This is a genomic window from Clostridium beijerinckii, assembly GCF_036699995.1.
Taxonomy (GTDB): Bacteria; Bacillota; Clostridia; order Clostridiales; family Clostridiaceae; genus Clostridium; species Clostridium helianthi.
Window position 1 is genome coordinate 5337501 of the sequence record NZ_CP144906.1, and the last position, 22323, is coordinate 5359823.

Below are 22323 nucleotides of genomic sequence, written 5' to 3' on the forward strand. Positions count from 1 at the left end.
CACATTTGGTCATATTCAATTCTAGTTATACCAAATGACAGTTCATCAATATATTCACCTTGAAAATATTCATTTTCATTAAATATTCCTTCTAGAGTAAAACCTAGATCTAAAAATGCAGTTAAGTCTATTTTTTCGAGAACTTTTATGTTAACCTTAAAAATATTCGAATCTTTAAATATTCCCTTTAATATAAGCGATAGTGTATCACTTAATAATTCATAATTATATTCTCTATAGAACTTAAGATTGACGTTGCATGTTTTGCTTCTGCCAGTTAATTCATCAGTACTGAATCTACCAATGATAATATCATCTATATCTCTTATTAGATATTCTGTTTTATTCGATCTATTTCCTTGTATCTTTACTTTCATGTTTGATTCCATATAATTCCCCTCTACAATCGTGAAAATCTGTCTTCTCGATTTTTAATCCATTATTTATTATTTTTAATTTCATTATTCAACATTCCTATATAATCATTCAACACTTATTTTAATTTTCCTTTTTGCTGTAATCTTAGTTACTCTTATCAATTATATTTCTCTAAATTCTATATAAAAGATTATTACTAGTTACATATAGTGCCACCTCATAACCCTATACACTCTTCTTACACTAGCTAAAAATTGATAATCAGAAAAGCAATATAATTATACTCTAGTTTCATAAATAACCCTCTCATTTAAAATATGGTACTGTCAAAGTTTTTTATCTAACTAAGGCAGCAACCCTTTAATTTTTCTTATTTTTTATATAAATAACTTGCCACCCCCAAAAAGTTAAGATATTTTATACTTGCAAAACAAAAACACTGAACTAAAAAAGGAGGCAAGCTATTACCATGATTAATAAGTTTCTTCTTGAAACTGTAATTTATCTTATTGAAATTATAAAGTATCTCATGACTTTGCTGGTTGGCAAAAACTTGCTTAAAAGCATTTCGGACGAACCTGTTAAGAAAGAATACCGAAAGCTTCAAGTAGATGATCAACCAATCTTTGATGTTCCCGAAAAACTTAACTATAAGCTTCTAATAGCTGAATATGAGTTTAAGCACGGCAAAGAATTTGCTCCTGTGAAACCTCGCAAAAACAAAGCGTTAGCTCCTAAGGATGTTATCTGTCCTAAGTGTGGTGCTCCACATACCTATCTTTACGATAATAACGGAGGCCGAGGACAATATCTTTGCAAAGTCTGTGATACCACATTCAATCCTAAAAATTACTATCAGAAATCCATAGTGTTAAGATGTCCTCACTGCAGTAAAACACTTGAAAGAATCAAGGCGCGTAAGGATTTCTACGTTTATAAGTGTAAGAATGATAATTGCTCTTTTTACCAAAATAATCTTAAATCAATGACAAAATCTGAAAAACAAGATTTTAAGAAGAATCCTGGTAAGTTCAAAGTTAGATACATATTTAGAGATTTCACTTTTGACTTTAAGCCACTTTCTAAAGAAAGTCCGGTAAAATCAAAGGTTTCTCTTCCAAACATTATGATTTCTTCTTACACCTTAGGACTCATTCTAACTTACTACGTTAACTACGGTTTATCTTCCAGAAAGACAGCTGCATTGCTTAAAGATATTCATGATATTAAAATATCTCATCAAGCAATTTTAAACTATGTTAATGCCGTTTCAATTGTAGTTAAGCCATTTATAGATAACTACGATTATAAACTTTCTGACTCTTTCTGCGGCGATGAAACCTACATAAAAGTTAACGGTAAGTGGAACTATATTTTCTTCTTTTTTGATGCTGTTAAAAAGATTATTCTATCTTACAGAGTATCACCACATAGAGATACCGAAACGGCTGTAAAAGCCATCGATGATGTTCTAAGTAAGTTAAAAGAAATACCTGAAGATCTTAATCTTATAACTGATGGTAACCCTATATATCTTCTTGCACAGCACTTCTTTGCAAGCCATAGTATAAAATTCGATGTTACTCAAGTTATAGGCTTAACCAATAAAGATGAAGTTTCAAAAGAATATAGGCCATTGAAGCAAATTATTGAACGTCTTAACCGAACCTTTAAAGGCAATTATAGAGCTACTACTGGCTTCGGAAGTCCTAACGGGTCGGTTGCATTTGTAACTATGTTTGTGGCATACTTTAACTTTCTAAGACCACATTCTGCCCTTGAAGGCAAAACTCCTGTAATCCTTGAAGAGTTAGAGTCAATGTCCAACATGCCTACTAGATGGTGCAAATTTATTGAACTATCTCAAGACTTTGTTCTAAATAACTGTACAATAACTGCCTAATGATCTAAAGCAGTTGGTGAAACGCACCCTTGACACGCCCACAAAGATAAATGGTAAAATATCTCAATAGGCGGGTCTATTAGTCATGTTCAAAATTATCATTCACCCGTCCTTAACTGCCTAAGACCATTTATCTTTAGGTGTGTCAAGGGCAACTAGCAAACATAATTTAACATTAAATGGTAGTTGGATTGATTTTTCATATATTTTTTACACTACCTAAAATATAATAAGAAATTATATATTTCATATTTTTATAGCACCATATATACTAATATTGTTTTTTTAGATTTAATCTTGATTGTGAACTTACATTATTCAGATATCAAATGCAAATTTACTATTGTAGCTATATGCTTAGACCTAATACATAAATTTTATCCACAAAAGTCGGATTTAGTACATACTTATACACAAAACCCACAATATATTGTTGATATTTCTACATACCATACTAATATATTGCGGGTTCTATTTTTAAGGAAGTTTACTACATTATCTAATTTAACCGTTTATTTATTTAATATTTATATATCTACTGTAATATTCCACAAGCTACGCCCAAAATACCTACTGCAAATAATCCAAGGATTATTATTAATGGATTCACGTTCTTCTTTAATAGATACATACATAAAAATGTTAGTAAAAGTGGAACTAATCCTGGCATTAAGCTGTCTAGTACACTTTGAATAGTTGTAACTACTTCTTTTCCATCAGCTTGTGTATATTTAGAGAGAACAAAAGGTATATTAACAGTTGTCCATTTTGAAACAAGACCACCTATAACAAGTAATCCAAGTACTGAAGCACCTTCTGTAAGATATCTAAGTTTATTTCCTCCCATATCAGCAACTAATTGGGTTCCTTTTTCATATCCATAGAACATTCCATACCAGTTTGTTGCAAGTCTTATTGCATTGAATCCTATGAAGAAAATTAATGGTCCAATTATACTTCCTGTAAGTGCAAGTCCTGCCCCTAATGCTGCAAGAACAGGTCTTAGTGTTCCCCAGAATATTGGGTCTCCAACTCCGGCAAGTGGTCCCATAAGACCAATCTTAACACCACTTATTGATCCCTCATCTATATCTGCCCCATTTGCCTTTTGTTCTTCCATGGCTGCTGTTATTCCCATAATTGGCGTTGCCATAAATGGTTGTGTATTAAAGAATTCTAAATGTCTTTTAAGTGCTGCACTTAATTCGTCACCTTTATATAATTTCTTCAAAGCTGGAATTAATGTAACACAAAAACCTATTGCTTGCATTCTTTCAAAATTAAATGATCCCAATAAAAAATTTGAACGGATAAACATTTTTACTATATCACTTTTATTTAATTTCTTTTCACTCATTATTTTATCTCCTTTCTGTAATTACATTAAGTCTGAATCATCAATGTCATCAATACTTCCTGTTCCAGCTACTGCTACTTTACCTTCGTTAGCTATTGATTTGATATGGAATATTGCTGCAATAACACCTACAGCACCAAAACCAATCAAATTGAAATTTGTAAATGCCGCTAGTAGGAATCCGATAAAGAAGAATGGTAGTAATGATTTACTATTCATCATATTCATTACCATTGCGTACCCAACAACTACTATAAATCCACCTGAAACTTGAAGTCCTCTTGTAATAACTTGTGGTATAGCTGCAAGTGCCGCATTTACTGCATCTGTTCCTGCAAGTACTCCTACTATAGCTGCTGGAATAGCCACACGTATTGCTTGAAGTGATAAACCTAGTATATGGCACATTTCTATTCCTCTTGTGTTACCCTTTTCAGCATATTTATCAGCTAAGTGTTGGAAAAATACCGTTATTGTTCTTACGAAAATAGTAAGAACTTGTCCTGCTGCTGCTATTGGAACCGCAACTGCTATACCTGCTCCAATTGATTGTTTACCAATTATAACAAGTATTGCTGAAATTACACTTGCAAGAGCCGCATCTGGCGCCATAGCCGCACCAACATTCATCCATCCTAATGCTAACATTTCAAGTGTTCCACCTAGTATAATTCCTGTTTTAATATCCCCTAGTACAAGTCCAACCAATGTACATGCAATTATTGGTCTATGAAATTGTGCCTCATCAAGTACACTTGCCATACCAGTAATTGCTGCAACTATCACTAATAAAATTAATTGTAAAGTGCTCATTTGTAAATTCCCCTCTTTCTTTTAATTTATATATAAAAACTTTTTTAAATTTTATATATCTAATCTTTTAACAGGATTTATTATTCCTTCTATCAAAATCTAAGAGTTTTTAAAGGACCTTATCTTTGGTTGTTAGATAAAATCTATATCTATATAAGTTGTAATTCTTTAAATTTATCCATCAAATTTACTTTAGGATCTTTTGCTAGTTTCCTTACTTCTAATTCGATGCCTTTTTCATTAAGCTTTTTAAACGCCTCAATATCAACATCATTCATGCACAATGCATTTGTAACCTGTTTATCTCCAGCCTTGTAACACATTCCTCCAACGTTTACAGATTTAATAGGTACTCCACCTTCAACCATTCTTAATACATCTGTAGGGTTTGTAAATAAGAATAAAGTTTTAAAACTGTCAAATTTAGGATTATTATATGCTTCAATTGCCTTTGCTATTGGAAGCACATATGCTTTTATCCCTGGAGGAGCTACTTGAATTACTAATTGTTTTCTTAAGTCATCTGCTGCAACTTCATCACTGCAGGCAAATATTCTATTGCATCCACTATACTTTGTCCAAACTGTTGCAACTTGTCCATGTATTAATCTGTCATCTATTCTTACAAAACTAATTTCCATCTTTATATCTCACCTTTCAAATTTCATATTATAATTAAATTCATGTAATTCTTATACTAACTAATCATAGGTTGCTATATTATCTCATCATCTAAATCCTCTTCAATATTTTTAGATAAAATTCTTATAGCCTCCTTTCCGGAATTTTCTGCAATTGATAAAAGTTCTGACACACTTGAAAAATCTCTACTTCCTAGAACCTCTAATATCATTGGGAGATTAACACCTGTCACAATTTCCATATTCTCATGTTTCATTGCAATTATGCTCGCTGCATTAAATGGACTTCCTCCAAAAAGGTCTACCATGAACAATACGCCATCTGTTGAATTCATTTTTTCTATAAGTGAATTGTATTTTTCAACTAGAGCATCTATACCCTCGCCTGGCTGAAAAGTAACACTTCCCACATTTTCTTGGACTCCAAAAATCATTTCAGCTGATTTAAGGATTTCTTCCGAGAATATACCATGAGTACCTACGATTACTGCTATCATTATTTCATCATCCTTTCCTGCTACAAATATTATTTCTATACCAATATACTTAGCAATTCCCATGCCAAAAAAAGTGTGTCAACAAATACTTTTCTCCAAACATGAATTCTAAACGCATACAATGCGGATAAGTTTTCACCTTGACACTCTAAAGTATTATTTGACACACTTTTAATTGTATTTTGACACATTATTTTTCTTATATAAATTAAATTTAACACACATCTATAACATCAATCATATAGTATAGCTCATCATCCGTCAGCTCTATTGATAAAGCTTCTTTAAATATTAAATTTGCTCTTCTTAACACTTCCAGATATCTTGGATTTAATTCTGAATCAGATGAATCATATACCAGTCCATTATTTAAAAGCATCCTTTCTAATGCACATGCAACATGAAACATAATTCTTAGTTTAGTTGGATTCTCATAATGTACATTCAAAGATTTTTCAATAGATTTTATAAAATCATCTAATAAAGAATATATCTTTTCAGGATTAAGAAAGGTTAAAATCTCTGTTAAAGTTTGCTTACAAAGATTTTTTAAAACAATCTGATTTTCTCCTTTTATAACCGGATTAATATCCTTTCCTTCAATTATATTTCTCAAAATATTTTCTCCAGATCCATCAATTAGTTCTTCAATCGATATAAAGGGAATTCCCATATTAGGATTTGCTATTCCCACAAGTGCTAAAATTTTATTTTTTCGCGAAATCTGTTTTATTGACTCATTTAGATTATTTAATCCTACTGGGATTATTCTAATATTATCGTTAATTGAGATATTCTTTGCTACAGCTTCAACTAATTCCTTGAGTTTAATTGCAGCGCCCTTACCTGTTGAGCAAATTGTAATTATAGCATTATCTTCTCCAGTTTTACCTTCTGTCATCATATTATTTGTATATCCTCTAAAATCAGTAATTAAATATGAATATACTGAATTTAGATCGGCATCAAAAATTGAGCATTTTCTGACTGCTTCTAGTACTAGAGCCGTTGATACCATATCAATACTCTTAATATTTATCTTGGTCTTTTTCGTTATAGTTTCCCCAAAACTATTTAAAGATCCCATATCTACTAAAAGTAGTACTCCTTTTCCTTCATCTACTTGCTTAACTTTTTCAATAACACTATCTATAATATCCGAAGGTTTTCTCTCAAGCGGCATGTCAACTGCTGCGATATTCTCTGCATCAAAAAGTTTTTTGGCCACAGCAACCATGCTTGTAGCAGTGCTTGTACCATGAGATGCAACTACTATTCCAACTCTTTCTTGATGAGATAATTCTTGTATTGAGCTTAGAAGTAAAGCTAAATATTCTATTTCAACTTCTGGAATTATTAAGTTATATCTATCCTCTATTAACTTATGAATCTCTTTAGCTACCCCGTATTCTTTACTATTAGATGATAATGTTAACTCAATATTTGTTGAAAATGATACTGTGTTTTTCTTTATACGATTAAATAACGCACTAAAATGTAGGCTTATAGCATATATAAATCTATCACTTAACTTTCTGCTCAATCTATTTTCAGCTAACATTTTTATTTCTTCAGCAAAATCAACAATATCTTTATCAACAATTTTTAATAAACCTTCTCTACGATACGCATCATTCTTGAATCTCGCGTAAAATTGCTTTAAATGAACATTTATATCTGTTGTTATATAATTTTTAATATCTTGATCGCTCATGCCTTCTTCTTGTAAAACAAACGCCTTATCCTCTATTATATTGTAAATATTAAATGGTGGCTCATAAGCATCAGTCTCTAAAAAAGTTTTGTTACCATCAGGTTTAACCACCAATGTGCTAGGAACCCTTCCCCAAAAATTGGAGTCGTCTTTTATTTTACTTTCAAAATTAAGTATTCCATTTCTTATGCTTTCTGGGAGTAAATCTAAATTTATCTCAATACATTTATCTGTATTCATGCAATTCAGAAATCCTGTGGCACAAACTAGCTGTATATTTGACTTTAATTGGCCTACATTTCCATATGTTGTACTTCCAATTAATGCTTTTATCGATTCCGATGAAATTTTAATAGTCTTATTTACCCTTTGAGCTTCCTTAGAAAGTAAATAATGTATGAGTTCTAATTTATCTTGTAAAGATCTCTCTTCAAAGTTCGGAATAACTATAGTTATAGGAATTCTTCTAATAAAAGTATTTAATAATGTAGAATTAGGATCTTCTGTTGTTGCACCTATTAACAATACATTAGCTTTGCGCTGTCTATCTGTTTCTCCAAGCTTATTATAGGTTCCTGTATCCATGAAATAGAAAATCATTTCTTGCCCTTCTGGCGGTAATCTATGTATCTCATCTAAGAATAGTATTCCTCCATCAGCCTTTTCAACGATTCCCTCTTTTTCCTTATCAGCTCCTGTAAAAGCACCCTTAATATGTCCAAAAATATACGATAAAAGTAATTGTGGATTATTAGCATAATCCGCACAATTGAAAACAACAAAAGGCGCATCTTCAGGTAATTTTTTTATATATTTTGAATACTGGTACATTATATTAACAAATAAGCTTTTCCCAACTCCTGTACTTCCAATTATCAAAGTGTGAAGCCCATTAGGCGGGTATAACAGGGCTGCCTTTGCTTGTTCGATTTGATTTTTTAGGCTAGTATTAGCTCCAATTAAATAGTTAAAAGGAGATTGTTCTTCATTTCTTACCACTTCTTCACTTGAGGCAAATTCCATTATATCTGATATCTCTTCCAAGTCGTCTGGTAACTTTACAGATAATATTTCCTCAAAACTTTTTCTATCGAAATAAAGAACGGGTCTATTTTTAATCTTAATGATTTTCGAATCTCTGCAAAGTGCATTAAGTTCTCTCGACACATTACTTCTTAATATTTCAAGATGTTCTCCTATTTCCTGTGCACTAAATCCTTTAACTTCTAAGAGCTTATCCTTTGTAAATTTTTTCGAGTTATTTTCGATATAATTGTAAATCCTATCAATACGCTTCATGATGCTCACCTTCTTTTAGATTTGTCTATAATTAATAAAAAACTAACTCTTTCAAGTAAATATATAGTATCCTTTTACTAAAAAAAATACAATATACTTCACCAAAAGAGTCAGTTAAAATCAATTACTATAAATTTACTATATACTTGAAACTTTTATACCAATACCTGAATCTAGTGCTACTTTATTTCTAATATATCTTTTATAACTTCTCCACCAATTATCATTCCTGCAACTGGAGGAACAAATGATATACTTCCAGGTATTTGTCTTTTAATAGCGCACTTCTTAGTACCACCAGTACAAACGCATCCTGTTTTGCATGTAACAACATCATCATAGTTAGGTTTTATCGGAACTTCTTCTGAATAAACTACTTTTAATTTTTCTATTCCTCTTTTACGTAGCTCAGATCTCATAACCTTAGCTAAAGGGCATATTTTTGTTTTAAATATATCTGTAACTTTAAATTGTGTAGGATCTAATTTATTACCAGTTCCCATAGAACTCATTATTTTTATGCCTTTTTTATAACAATACTCTACTAATCCTAATTTAGCTGATACTGTATCTATTGCATCAACTACATAATCTACATCATCAGGAATTATAGACGCTATATTTTCTTGTGTAACAAAAATCTGATGTGTTATAACATTACATGCTCTATTTATAGATAATATTCTTTCTTTCATTACTTCTACCTTAGGCTGACTTATTGTCTTATAGGTAGCATGCACTTGTCTATTCAAGTTTGTTAAACAAACAGTATCATCATCAACAATTATCAACTCACCTACTCCTGCTCTTGCAAGAGCTTCTATCGTATAGCTTCCTACTCCACCTACACCAAAAACAATAACTTTACTATGTTTTAATTTATCTAATCCATCTTTACCTATCAAAAGTTCAGTTCTTGATAAAGAATGCTGTGCTGTCATACATCTTCTCTCCTTATTATCTTATACTTTCAATTGATATTATAACACAAAAACAATCGAAAATTGGCAGTATAATTATTATATATTATAAGCTCAGTAATGATTATTTACATATATATATTAATTAATACTAAAACTTTTCTTTTAACTTAGCATGAGGTACAAAAATAATTTTACAAATTTATCTATTAAATTTGTAAACTAATGATTATAATATATATTAGTGTCAAATATGTTTAACCAAGATATTTATTTTTCTATAATTTATTCAATTTAGAGCGTATATAATCAAAGCGACTTGTTTCGTTCGTATTAACAACTTGTCATTTTTAGCTTTTAGATATTACTCAATAAATTTGCATAAGAATTAAATATATACAGAGCGGTTATATCATATTTATTAATTAATTGTTTTAGGAGGCTCACTTTTATATGATTATTGGAATAATTGCTGCTATGGCAGAAGAATTAGAACTATTACTAAATGATTTAACTATTGAAGAAAAAAAAGATAAGGCTAATATGACTTTCCACAAAGGAAAATTATATGGAAAAGATGTTGTAGCTGTGGTTTGCGGTATCGGCAAGGTTAATTCAGCTATTTGCACTCAAATATTAGCATCTGAATACAAAGTAGATAAAATTATTAATGTAGGAGTTGCTGGTGGAATAGGAAAGGAAATTTATCCTGGTGATATTGTTGTTGCTGAAAATTTAGTTCAACATGACATGGATACCACAGCTTTCGGAGATAAAGTTGGACAGATTCCAAGACTAGATACATTTGATTTTAAATGTGATAAGGAAATGGTTTCTATAGCTAAAAGTGCATGCGAGAAAATTCCAGAATTAAATAGTTTTACAGGAAGAATTGCTTCTGGAGACCAATTCATAGCAAATATAGAAAAAATTCATTGGCTTGATCAGGAGTTTGGAGCAATATCTTGTGAAATGGAAGGCGCTAGTATAGCTCAAGTTTGCTATCTAAACTCAATTCCTTTTGTAGTTATAAGATCTATTTCTGATAACGCAAATAATGGTGCTCATATGGATTATGAGAAATTTGTCCCAATCGCAGTTAAAAATTCTACTAGAATAATAAAACAAATGTTAGAAATGATGTAGTAAAAGTAATATTTTATATAGAGAAAGCCATCCCTTGAAAGTGTCTAAATATATTTATATGCACTTACAAAAGATGGCTTTCTCTATATCAATCTTTTCCTATTTAAAATACTATTCTACTGTAAACATCTTTAATTCTTCTTGCAATTTATATGATATCTGTTGCAAGTTACCAGCATACTCTGTTAATTCTGCCATTGTTGCATTTACTTCCTGAGCTGATGCTGTAACCTCTTCAGATATTGATGCCGATTCCTCTGAAACCGCTGCTATATTTTCAATTTGTGTCTTAACTGCCTCTTTATTTAAATTCATTTTTTCATTTAAGACTTTAATATTTTCTATTGCTCCTGTTAAAGGAATTATAGAATCAACTATTTTATTAAATATAGCTTCTGTTTCCTTTATTGCTTCTCCTTGTTTCTGTGACATTTCTCTACTTTCTTTCATAGCTATTTTAGTAGATTCACTCTTATTATTTATTTCTGAAACAATTGCTTTTATTTCATCTGTAGATTTTTTTGATTCTTCTGCTAGTTTTCTGATTTCTTCTGCAACCACCGCAAAGCCTTTTCCTGCATCTCCAGCTCTTGCAGCTTCTATACTTGCATTTAAAGCTAAAAGATTAGTTTGTTCAGTTATTCCTGCTATTACATCCGATATATAATTTATTTTATTTATACTTTCTCCCATTTCACGAACCATGCCGCCAGACTTAATTGCATTTTCTTTAGACTTTTCAGCCTTAAATATCAAGTCATTAAGTATAGATAATCCTTGAGTACCTAATTTCTCAGCTTCACTAGCTAACTCATTAATATGATTAGTCTCTCCATCTACTTCATCTATTCTATTTGATAATTCTTCAGTACTCGTTGCAACCTCTGTTGCTGATTGCGCTTGGTTTGTAGCTCCATTTGCAACTTCTTGTATTGCATTTGAAACTTCTGATACTGATGCAGTTGTTTCCTCAGACATGCTGGATATATTTCCTGATGCTTCTAATAAATCAGATGATGTATTTTGAATTCCTTTCAATAACTTCGAGACATTCTCTACCATAAAATTAAAGTTATCTCCAAGTTCAGCGAATTCATCTTTAGCCGTTACAATTATTCTTTTACTGAAGTCTCCTTCAGCTACTGTACTAAACGCTTCTTTTAATTTATGTATTTCTTTCACAATATAAGATGCTGAAATCATTGATATAATTATTCCTATAATTACACATAATAAATTAGCAGTAATAACCGTTACCTTCATTGTTAAAACATTATTTGTTACTTCTTTGCCATCAATTATACCTACCATTTTCCATCCTGTTAAAGCATCTGTTTCTTGACAGGCATAAAATTCTTTTCCATTACTTTCGCAATTATATACTCCTCTTTCTTCATTTTTAGCTGATTCCCAAAATGATAATTTACTAATATTATCATCTATCTCTTTATTATTATTGTTATTTGCTACTACATCTCCATCGTTATCAACTAGTACTATGAATCCCGTATTCAGTAGTTTTATGTTACTAATATATTCTTGCATGGAATCTAAAGACATATCTACTACTATTACCCCAGTGATTTGTCCATTATTATCTTTAACAGCCTGAGCAACTGTCATTACTTGCTTTCCTGTTACGCTATCTTTATATGGTTTTATGTATACAACCTTTCCATCAGCTTCCTTAGCCTTCTTATACCATTCCCGTTCTTTATAATTGAAATCATTAATATTCATCGTTCCACTATCTAACACAAGCTCTCCATATTCAGTTGCATATCCTGCATTAATAATTCCATTTATTGAATCCTTAGTATCTTTAAACATATCTTGTACATATTTAGATATTAGTGCATGATCTACTTGCGGATTTGATAAATCTTTGATATCGGCATTTTTCGATATCACTCTCAATTGAGTATTTAAAATTTCTAGATATTGCGAAAAACCTTTATCAACTTCTTTAATAGTTTGCACACTTGTAGTCTTCAAATTATTCTCCAAAACAACATTAGACTTAAAAATTGCTACTAATCCAACAGTTACAGTTGGGAGTAGAAGCATAATGATAATTCCAATCACTATCTTTCTAAACAGCTTACTATTCCTATTCATTTCATTAACACTCCTATAAACTTTATCTTTTTCTAGAATAAACTCCATTCATATACACATTACTACAAATAATAAGTATAAACGCAACTTATTTGTAATAATATAGCTTAACAGGGTAAATATAATATTTTCATGATAACATTGTATTTTACTATATTCAAGTAGTCGAAAATAAGCTAATTGAATATATTTAATCTTAATATTCACTTTTACTACCAAAGATAAATGTTAAGCTAATCCTATATCTAATCCAACCTAATTACGTTATTATCATAAATAATTACTTTTGATTACAAAGATTTTTAATTTTTATCAATAAAATAGAGTCATCTTATACCAGAAATCCGATCTAAGATAACTCTATTTTTGCTATATGATATTAATTTTTATTTCCACGAAATATTTGCATCTCTTCTTGGAACAGTTCTAACATATTTCACATTAGGATATCCAACAACCATACATGTTACAATTTCTTCTTTACCTTTTAAACCAAGTAATTCTCTTATTTCATGATTTCCTTGTGCTGCCATTGTAAAGAATCCACTAAAAAATGTTCCAAGGCCTAAAGCATTAGTCATAAGTTCCATATTTGATGACGCTAAAGAAGCATTCACAGTCGAGTCTGAAACTGCAAGAATCAACGCAGGTGCATTAAAAAATAATTTATCATTTTTCTTAGAATCCTCTTTATAATCATTATACATTTTAATCCACATTTGTGCATATCTCTTGAAAGGCAAAGTTTGTGGATTTAGATTTTTAAGTATTTCTTCCCCTCTAGTTTCTAAGTTTTTTAAAGCCATTTCCTTCAATAATTCAATATTATCTTCTACAACTACATATGAAACATTTTGACTATTAGTTCCAGTTTGAGTGAATCTACCAGCCTCTATAATTTTTAATATCTTTTCTTTTTCTACTTCTTTATCTTTAAATTGTCTTGTAGTTCTTCTAAATTTAATAAAATTAAGAAGTTTCTCCGATTCTATGTTAAACTCAGACTCATTATAATCTTTTACATCTTCCATATTATATTCATCTGTAGATACTGCTCCTTTAGGGCAAACTGCAATACAGTGCCCACACTTCATACATCTAACATTTTTAATCTCTGCCTTGTTCCCATTTATTTCAATATCATTAGGAAAGCAATCTTTAACACAAAGTCCACATCCCACACACTTTTCTTTATCTACAATCATCATAGCATAATTACTCCTTTTATATTAAATTTATCTATTATTATTTTTAAGTGCTAACAATATATTTATATAAATTTGCCTGCCTATTTCATCTTTGACATTTTACAATTTGCTAGTTCATTAACTAAATTTTCAATTGCCTTTTCTCTATCTTCTTTTTTATAGAAGTCAAATCCCATTTCATTTTTTATATTTTCTGCTTTTAAAAATATGTAATTTAGATATCCTGCAATCAAGTAGTTCTTAATCCAGAATTTATGCATGTCATCTCCATAAAGTTCTCTAAGACACTTATTATACGACTCCTCTGAACCTAGTAAATGTGCTGTCATCTGATTATTCTCTAGATCATCTAAAATCGCAATCTTAGAAATTTCAGAATTATCTGCAATAAAGTTTGCAACTTCTTTTAATATGAAAGTAAGTCTATTAATTGATGATTCATTACTCTTTGATTTCATTTTCTCACTTAAAGATCTCGTTGCACAACTCATAACCTTTTTTACTGCTAGACGAATTAAATTATCTTTACTCTGGAAATGATAATTTACCATTCCATTACCAAGTCCCGCTTTCTCAGTAATATCTTTTACAGTAATTTCACTAGGCTTTTTACCTTCACATATCATACGTATAGTAACATCTATCAACTTTTCTTTAGCATCGTTTTCTCCCATATTTTCACCTCCTGTTTCTATAATACTTTATGTGTTGAATAGCATACTGTATACCATACAGTATACTATTCAACATTTATTTGTCAAGCTAACGAATTTTGATAAATAAAAATCACTGCAAAAATGCAGTGATTTCTCTTTATTCATATTCATAAATTTTCAAGAGTTAATTTTAAAACCTCAGCTTTAAAATTAACTTATTTATTTTTATCACATAAATCTTCGTGATAGAGATACTACAAAGCTTGATGTAAAAAATACTCCTAAAAATGATTCTAAACCAACAACCATCTTCATCCAACTTAGTGGAATTATATCACCATATCCAACTGTCGTAAATGTTATTATTGTAAAATATAATGTATTACCAAATTTACTAATTAAAAAATTAACATCAAAATTTGAATTCTTAAGCATTTCAAATACCGTTATGAATAGATTTTTTGAACTCAACTGAACATCTTTACACATAAGCAGATTCGGAAAAAAACAGTATAGTAAAAAAAATGATACAATCACCACTACCATAGATAATAGTGTTCTCTCCCAACTTGTATAATACTTCGTGGTTATTCCAATTAAATAATACAGCAAATTAAAATTACCTTTATTTTTACTTTTTCTTTCCAGTCTCTCATACTTCTTAAAATAATACAGCGTTTCTAGATATTGATCTATCCTTCCGCTCGATTTATATATATCTGATACAATCAAAAAATTCCATTTTGTTTTTTTAAAGTCATTATCAAAAATCAAAGGCTTGTACTTTTTATTTTCCAACAACTCGTACTCTAGATAACACTTATCTGAGAAATTAGTCTTGTACAAACTAAACTTACCTTTAATATCATCAAAATTAATTTCTGATTTTTTATAAAAAGAACATTGTAAAAAACTTAATTCTCCATTTATATCTAACTCTAACTTACTTAACCCTTCGAACCTACAATCAACAAAACACAATTCTTTTTCACCTTTGATTTTATCTAAAATAAAATCATTTAGTATATTAACTTCTTGAAAAAGTAAATTTTCTTTAAATATAGATGCATTTCCATAGAACTTTCCAAACTCAGAATTTTCCACTACTATGCTTTCTTTAACTATAGTTTCACTTATTCTTAACTTATCACAATTTATGAACCTTACAAACATGTTATTTCTTATTAAGCAATTATTAATTTTTATTCTTTTATAATCTCCACCTAATAATTCTATATCCTCAACAAACTCACAATTATTAAATATCAATCGCGAGGAATTATTTATTTCATTATTAGAATAGCTATCAAATCTAAACTTCTTTAAAAATATAGTATTATAAAATTCTCCTAAAATATTATTACATTCAAATGTCACTAATAAACCACTTCTATTTTCTATATGACCTTCATGGTTATCAATGTATTCCAATAGCTCTTGCTCTTTAGAAATGATTTTATATTCCATTATAACACCATCTTTATCTATCAATATAAAGCCATCTTTTTCTTTAATATCATTTCCTAGCTCTAATCCACTAAGGTATTCTGTTAATACTTCTTTATCCATCATCTACCTCATCCTAAAGTATATATAACTTTTATTTTATTATATATTATTTACTAATAAGCTTCCATAATAATGCGAATTGATAAAAATTAATATATCACTTAATTTATATTTTTGAATATATTATAAAGATATAACGAATATATTCAGGAGTAAAAAATGCTATCAAAACAAGAGTTTATTAACCAATCTTTAGAATTAAACTTATTCTTTCTAAGAATTATGCGGGAACACTCGATATTTATTGAAGCAGCCCTACCACCAAAGAACAAAGATCTTATAAGTCAAGCTGATGCTTTTAAAAATGAATTTACAACTTTACTATCTCGTGCCATATTACTATCAGATGGAGTTATCCCTTTCGAAACATTAGATTCGAATGAAATAATAACAAAATATACTATGGATGCTGAAAAAGCTACTCAATTTGCTACTGGAATTTTTATAGACTCTAATATAACTTCTATGGAAAAGTCATTAATATCTGGTATGAGAAATAGTGATACATCTATGCTAACCGATAACGTATATATGCTTAACCACCAATCTATAGCCGCAACTAATATGATTATTAAATTTAAAACAAAACTTAGAAATGACGTCTTATCTTGCAAGGTATTTACAACTTTATATCCTGCAGTTCTAAACCATGTGCTTAGTGAAGCAATAATATTTACAGAGCTTCTAACACGATTGCAAAGTGGTGTCGGAATTGGTACTAAGAGAGATATACTGATACTTGAAAATTTTTGGGATGATAAGTTAGCAGAACATTCATTTACTATTAGAGGAATGCTAGATCCTACCGAAGTAGAATTATTCAATATAGCTAATAATTTTGGAAAAGAATTCGAGGCATTGAGAGATGAGGCTTCTGATATGGATAAATCAACAGAAGATTTGTCTGAACTTACCGAGACTACCTTAAGTGCAGCCACTAATCTCAGAAATTTCAAAGCCCAGAGTACTGAAGGCCTTTTAACTTGTAAAATAAAATCAATAATTCTACCACTCTTTGCTGATCATGTTCTTAGAGAATCAAATCACTATATAAACTTATTAAAATCCTTCAGCAACATTTAAATTTATTTAATTTGAAGTAATTTATAACTCAAAATGGCCAAGACAGTTAAATTAATTTCGTCTAAATATATCTCTCGATTGATTAGTAGAACATATATTTATCAATCAAATATAAAAATGGCATAAGTATTAAATATTTATGTTATTGTTCACACATTATAAACAAAGTTATCAACAGAATCTGTTGATAACTTTGTTTATAATGTGGATCTTTTTACTATTAATAAATCTTCTTTTCATCATAGTTTTTATTTTATAATGAAGTTAATCTTGAATTTTTTTCAGATGTGTTTATAATTAGTTGTTGTAGCAATTATTTGTAAGCCAATTATATTTACAACAACTTTATTTACTGGAGGTAATTATATGTTTGAATCTTATGACCAAGATATTGGAATGTTAACAAATAAAGTTTCTAAGAAATTAACATCTTATCTAAATAATAAATTAGAAAAATTTAATATTACGACTGAGCAATGGACAGTAATATTAAAACTCTCTAATCAGAATAAAATAAGTCAGAAACTTTTAGCTGAGGTTTCAGGCAAAGACCAATCCACTTTAGCTAGAATACTTGATATACTTGAAAGAAAGGCTTTCATTGAAAGACACCCAAGCAAAGAAGATAGACGTTCCTTTGAAATTCATATAACAGATAGTGGTTTAAATCTTGTTGAAGAGGTTTCTCCTTTTTTAGAAGATTTATTTAATAAATTACTTAAAGATATATCTCCTGAAAAACTGGATGTATATAATGCGGTTCTTTTAAAAATTGATAACAATATAAATGACTTATAATAAAAAAGGAGAATTTAATATGGAAATAAAAAAGAATTTAAAAACCTCAAAACTTTGGACCAAAAATTATATATTTATGCTACTTTCAAATTTATTTATATACTTAGCTTTTTATATGTTAACTCCAACGCTTCCTGCATATGCCAAGCTATGTGGTGGTAATAATTTAGAAGCAAGCCTAGTTGTAAGTACATTTTCAATAACTTCTTTACTTGTTAGATTATTCATAGGGAATATTATGGATAGGATTGAAATCAAACCTCTACTGCTTTTAGGCGCTCTAATACTTGCTGGAAGCACACTATCATATATCTGGCTTCCAATAGATGCAATAATATTGGTTCGCGTTATTCAAGGCATAGGTTGGGGGCTTGCATCTACTGGTGCTGCTGCAATTTTTTCTAATATTGTGCCAAAAGAGAAACGCGGTGAAGGCATGGGCTACTATTCTCTTTCAATGATAATATCTATGGCATTATCCCCTATGGTTGCAATAGTAATAATGAATTTATACAGTTTTAAAAACATAGTTCTTATTTCAATAACTTTAGTAGGTATTGGTATTATATTTCTCAGCCAAGTTAAATCAACTATAAAAATCGCTTCAACATCTAGTACGATTTCCAAATGCTCATTAAAAGATTCCTTTGAAAAAAAAGCAGCCTTACCTTCTTTATTATGCTTTTTTCTTGTAATCACATTATGTGGAATTATGAGTTATATAATGTTATACGGGCAGGAGCTAAAAATATCTTCTATTTGGATTTATTTTATTGGATTTGTTGCAATGATTTTAATAACACGACCTCTTGTTGGAAAAATATTTGATGAAAAAGGACATGCTATAGTAATATTACCAGGATCAATTTGCTTAATAATAGGTCTTATAACGCTCTCCTATGCAAACTCTATTTTAATGCTTATACTCTCATCCTTATTCTATGGACTTGGGTATGGTGCCGTTCAGCCTTCCCTTCAGGCTTGGGCTGTAAACCGCTCTCCTTCTAATAGGCAAGGAGCTGCTAACGGAACATTCTTATCTTCCATGGATTTATCCTATACACTTGGATCAATTCTTCTGAGTTCCATTGCTGAGCATAAAAGTTATGCAATTATGTATAGATTTTCTGCCATTTTTATAATTTTGCTTTTATTGATATACTCTTATTATGTTTTTGTAGATAATTCTGGTGAACCAGAAATTATAGAAGAGAAACTTTCTTAAATTTAAAGGTTGTTGCATTAGTGGAATTCCACTTTGCTAACATCCTTCAGTTCCTTTATTAATTCTAATTTTCTATTTATTAAATTCTGAATCATTTTATCTTATTTAAGGTCTGCATAAATTTATCCACAAAACCTTCCTTTTTAACTTAGATATATCCACATTAATCACAGATTTTTATAATAAAGTTTGCAGAAAACTAAACAGAAAAAAGACATGAGAAAAGGGATAAGATTTATCATATTTTATTTCAATACTCTCTCAAGCCTTGAAAGTCAATATTTTAATCTTATCCCTCTAATTCTTTTCTATTTAAATTTCAATATAAATTTCAATATTTTTGATTCTTTTTTCTTGTCCTTTTGCCTTAAAATCTTCAATCTTTTTTATCATGTCGTCAAAGATTATTGTTGGAGGACAACTATTTTAATTCATGAATAAATAATCCACTTCTTAATTTAGGCTCAAACCATGTTGATTTTGGTGGCATTACCTCTCCAATATCAGCAACATCCATAATATCATGAACCTCTGTTGGATACATAGAAAAAGCAATCTTCATATCTGAATTAACTCTCTTTTCAAGCTCTTTGATTCCTCTGATACCGCCTATAAAGTCAATTCTATCTGATGTTCTGACATCTTCAATTCCTAAGATTGGTGTTAGTACATTACTTTGAAGAATTGCAACATCAAGTTGTGCTATAGGATTATTTTCATCAAACGTCCCATCTTTTGCCTCTAATAAATACCATTCTCCTTCAACATCCATCCCAAATGTATGCTTCTTAGCAGGCTTTACAGGCACATTATTTTCAGATTTAGTTACAATAAAGCTTTTCTCTAACTTCGTAATCAATTCTTCTTTAGTCATTCCATTTAAATCTTTAACAACTCTGTTATAATCCATAACCATTAAATCATTATCAGGGAATGCAACCGCTAAGAAATAGTTAAACTCTTCCTCACCAGTATAATTTGGATTTTCGGCTCTTCTCTTAAGCCCAACTTTTACAGCGGAAGCCGATCTATGATGACCATCTGCAATATATAAATAATCTATTTCCTTAAATAGGTCAACTATTTCGTCTATAATAATTTCATTATCTACAACCCATACAATGTGAGTTATACCATCTTCGGCTACGAAATTATATATAGGTTTTCTTTTACTTTCATTCTGAATCCAAGCATCTATTATTTCTGATGCAATTTGATCTTCCTTGTATGTTAAGAAAATTGGCCCAGTATTTGCATCACAATAATCAACATGATTAATTCTATCTTGTTCCTTATCCGCCCTCGTAAACTCGTGTTTTTTAATTATATTATTCATATAATCATCTATGGATGCACAGAATACAATTCCTGTTTGAGATCTTCCATTCATTATTTGCCTATATATGTATAAACAAGGTTCCTGATCTTGAATAAATTCTCCATCTCTTATCATTCTATCAAGATTTTCTTTAGCCTTTGCATATACTTTAGGATCATGTACATCTATTTCTGGATCTAAATCTATTTCTGGTCTATCAACGTGGAGAAATGAGTGTGGATTTCCAACCACCATTTCTCTTGCTTCATCACTACTCATTACATCATATGGTAAAGCTGCTATTTTTGAAGCTAATTCCTTAACTGGTCTAATTCCTCTAAAAGCTTTAACTATCGCCATCAAAAATTCCTCCTAAATTATAGATTAAAGAATTCCTTTATTACTGAAACTACTTCTTCACCTATTCTTGTTTGAGCTTCTTTAGTTGCAGCTCCAATATGTGGGGTAGCACTAACTTTTGGATGGTTAATTAATTCTTCATTCTTAGTTGGTTCCTCTTCAAATACATCAATACCAGCTCCAGCAATTTCACCTTTATTAAGTGCTTCTATTAATGCTGCTTCATCAACAACCTTACCTCTAGCACAATTAATAAGATATGCTGTATTCTTCATTAATTCCAATTCTTTTTTTCCTATTAGTGAACCAGCCGCTTTATCATAAGGTACATGAAGTGAAATAAAATCTGAAACCTTTAATACTTCTTCTAAAGATACAAAATCATAATCTAAATCATCATGTTTTCCTTCAATTGTATAATATACAACCTTCATACCTAAAGCAGTTGCCTTTTTAGCTAAAGATTGGCCTATTCTTCCCATTCCAACGATTCCAAGTGTTTTACCCGCAATTTCAGTTCCTTCATATTTCTTTTTATTCCATTCACCATTTCTCATAGTGTAGTTAGATATCGCAATAAATCTTGCAAGTGCAAACATATGACCAATTGCAAGTTCTGCAACTGAATCTGAGCTTGCTGATGGAGTATTTCTTACTGTTACTCCTTTTCCTTCTGCAGCAGGAATATCTATGTTATCTATTCCAACACCAGCTCTAATAGCCAATTTTAAATTTCCGCCTGCTTCTGCTTCAAATACATCAGCTGTAAGCTTAGTAGCTGATCTAATAACAACTGCATCAAATTCCTTTAATTTCGCCCCCAATATATCTTGGTTAAAGTGTTCATTGACAACTTCTACTCCCAATCCATTCAATGCCTCAATTGACGCATTTTCTAATCCGTCGTTTGTTAATACTTTGATCATGTTTAAAATCCCCCTTAATTTAAATACGCTTATTGCTAATATTTCTAATAAAATTTATAAGCTTCAAACAATAACTAATTGTTATATCATAGTTATTAACTACTAATATTATTAGTCAGATAAATTATCCGCCTTTTCATAATAGCTAACATAAATTCACACAATTAATTATAATTCCACTACTAAAGTGCCATAAACAATATCCAATTCCCATATCCTATTAAACTTATCTGAATTGTAGAGCTAAAAAAATTGCATAGACTTAAATTCCTTATATTTCTATATAATTCTAAGCTTCTGCACCATATAAATTACTCTATAATAAACTTTAAATTTTATCTTTGGACTTGGAATATTTATTTCACTTCTTAAATCCTATCTTTTTTATTTTACT

At 29.9% G+C, this 22323-nt stretch carries 18 protein-coding genes (1 of these 18 cut by a window edge); 5 read left to right on the plus strand and 13 right to left on the minus strand.

Annotated elements, in window-relative coordinates; translation table 11 throughout:
- A protein-coding gene (locus tag PZA12_RS23910; RefSeq protein WP_103699415.1) for a GNAT family N-acetyltransferase crosses the window boundary here: on the minus strand, window positions 1–389 show its 5' end (the start). It extends 559 nt beyond the left edge of the window; only the first 389 of its 948 coding nucleotides appear in the window; its start codon is at window positions 387–389; its stop codon lies off the left edge, out of view.
- Between the two features lie 458 nt (window positions 390–847).
- Here PZA12_RS23910 and PZA12_RS23915 point away from each other — a divergent pair, with 458 nt between their 5' ends.
- Window positions 848–2281, plus strand: a complete 1434-nt coding sequence (locus tag PZA12_RS23915) for a DDE-type integrase/transposase/recombinase (RefSeq protein WP_168983577.1) — start codon at window positions 848–850, stop codon at window positions 2279–2281.
- A 535-nt stretch (window positions 2282–2816) separates the two neighbouring features.
- Here the strand turns inward: PZA12_RS23915 and PZA12_RS23920 are convergent.
- The 6 genes from PZA12_RS23920 to PZA12_RS23945 all read right to left on the minus strand — a co-directional run bounded on the left by PZA12_RS23920 (window position 2817) and on the right by PZA12_RS23945 (window position 9543).
- Entirely contained in the window at window positions 2817–3638 is an 822-nt protein-coding gene (locus PZA12_RS23920) for a PTS system mannose/fructose/sorbose family transporter subunit IID (protein WP_103698420.1), read from the minus strand.
- 21 nt (window positions 3639–3659) lie between these two features.
- Window positions 3660–4451, minus strand: a complete 792-nt coding sequence (locus PZA12_RS23925) for a PTS mannose/fructose/sorbose transporter subunit IIC (protein ID WP_041898903.1) — start codon at window positions 4449–4451, stop codon at window positions 3660–3662.
- Window positions 4452–4600: 149 nt separating this feature from the next.
- On the minus strand, window positions 4601–5092 hold the full coding sequence (locus tag PZA12_RS23930; protein WP_023976850.1) for a mannose/fructose/sorbose PTS transporter subunit IIB: 492 nt from the start codon (window positions 5090–5092) through the stop codon (window positions 4601–4603).
- 74 nt (window positions 5093–5166) lie between these two features.
- On the minus strand, window positions 5167–5589 hold the full coding sequence (locus PZA12_RS23935; RefSeq protein ID WP_077844316.1) for a mannose/fructose/sorbose PTS transporter subunit IIA: 423 nt from the start codon (window positions 5587–5589) through the stop codon (window positions 5167–5169).
- Window positions 5590–5803: 214 nt separating this feature from the next.
- On the minus strand, window positions 5804–8602 hold the full coding sequence (locus PZA12_RS23940; RefSeq protein WP_103698419.1) for a sigma 54-interacting transcriptional regulator: 2799 nt from the start codon (window positions 8600–8602) through the stop codon (window positions 5804–5806).
- Between the two features lie 179 nt (window positions 8603–8781).
- On the minus strand, window positions 8782–9543 hold the full coding sequence (locus PZA12_RS23945; RefSeq protein ID WP_078117511.1) for a tRNA threonylcarbamoyladenosine dehydratase: 762 nt from the start codon (window positions 9541–9543) through the stop codon (window positions 8782–8784).
- Between the two features lie 432 nt (window positions 9544–9975).
- Here PZA12_RS23945 and PZA12_RS23950 point away from each other — a divergent pair, with 432 nt between their 5' ends.
- The gene (locus PZA12_RS23950; protein ID WP_077838898.1) at window positions 9976–10668 is read left to right on the plus strand and encodes a 5'-methylthioadenosine/adenosylhomocysteine nucleosidase; all 693 of its coding nucleotides are present in this window, start codon (window positions 9976–9978) and stop codon (window positions 10666–10668) included.
- Window positions 10669–10779: 111 nt separating this feature from the next.
- Here PZA12_RS23950 and PZA12_RS23955 read toward each other — a convergent pair whose 3' ends face one another.
- The 4 genes from PZA12_RS23955 to PZA12_RS23970 form a co-directional block, all read right to left on the minus strand.
- Window positions 10780–12786 carry a methyl-accepting chemotaxis protein gene (locus PZA12_RS23955; RefSeq protein ID WP_103698418.1) on the minus strand — a complete coding sequence of 669 codons (2007 nt, stop codon included), beginning with the start codon at window positions 12784–12786 and terminating at the stop codon, window positions 10780–10782.
- 386 nt (window positions 12787–13172) lie between these two features.
- Entirely contained in the window at window positions 13173–13994 is an 822-nt protein-coding gene (locus tag PZA12_RS23960; RefSeq protein WP_103698417.1) for a nitroreductase family protein, read from the minus strand.
- Between the two features lie 80 nt (window positions 13995–14074).
- Window positions 14075–14668, minus strand: coding sequence for a TetR/AcrR family transcriptional regulator (locus tag PZA12_RS23965; protein ID WP_077838901.1), 594 nt, complete (start codon window positions 14666–14668; stop codon window positions 14075–14077).
- A gap of 210 nt (window positions 14669–14878) precedes the next feature.
- On the minus strand, window positions 14879–16222 hold the full coding sequence (locus tag PZA12_RS23970) for a potassium channel family protein (protein WP_242984840.1): 1344 nt from the start codon (window positions 16220–16222) through the stop codon (window positions 14879–14881).
- Window positions 16223–16378: 156 nt separating this feature from the next.
- Between PZA12_RS23970 and PZA12_RS23975 the strand changes: the two genes are divergently transcribed.
- From PZA12_RS23975 to PZA12_RS23985, 3 genes are all read left to right on the plus strand, one after another.
- Window positions 16379–17302, plus strand: a complete 924-nt coding sequence (locus tag PZA12_RS23975; RefSeq protein WP_103698416.1) for a DUF2935 domain-containing protein — start codon at window positions 16379–16381, stop codon at window positions 17300–17302.
- 366 nt (window positions 17303–17668) lie between these two features.
- A complete protein-coding gene (locus tag PZA12_RS23980; protein WP_077838904.1) occupies window positions 17669–18100 on the plus strand; it encodes a MarR family winged helix-turn-helix transcriptional regulator in 432 nt (143 codons plus the stop codon).
- 19 nt (window positions 18101–18119) lie between these two features.
- A complete protein-coding gene (locus PZA12_RS23985) occupies window positions 18120–19325 on the plus strand; it encodes an MFS transporter (protein WP_103698415.1) in 1206 nt (401 codons plus the stop codon).
- Window positions 19326–19746: 421 nt separating this feature from the next.
- Here the strand turns inward: PZA12_RS23985 and PZA12_RS23990 are convergent, their stop codons facing one another.
- Window positions 19747–21003 (minus strand): DUF1015 domain-containing protein, encoded by a 1257-nt coding sequence (locus tag PZA12_RS23990; RefSeq protein ID WP_103698414.1) that lies wholly within the window; start codon window positions 21001–21003, stop codon window positions 19747–19749.
- Window positions 21004–21020: 17 nt separating this feature from the next.
- The gene (locus PZA12_RS23995) at window positions 21021–21929 is read right to left on the minus strand and encodes a D-2-hydroxyacid dehydrogenase (RefSeq protein WP_077854785.1); all 909 of its coding nucleotides are present in this window, start codon (window positions 21927–21929) and stop codon (window positions 21021–21023) included.
- Window positions 21930–22323: the final 394 nt, after the last annotated feature.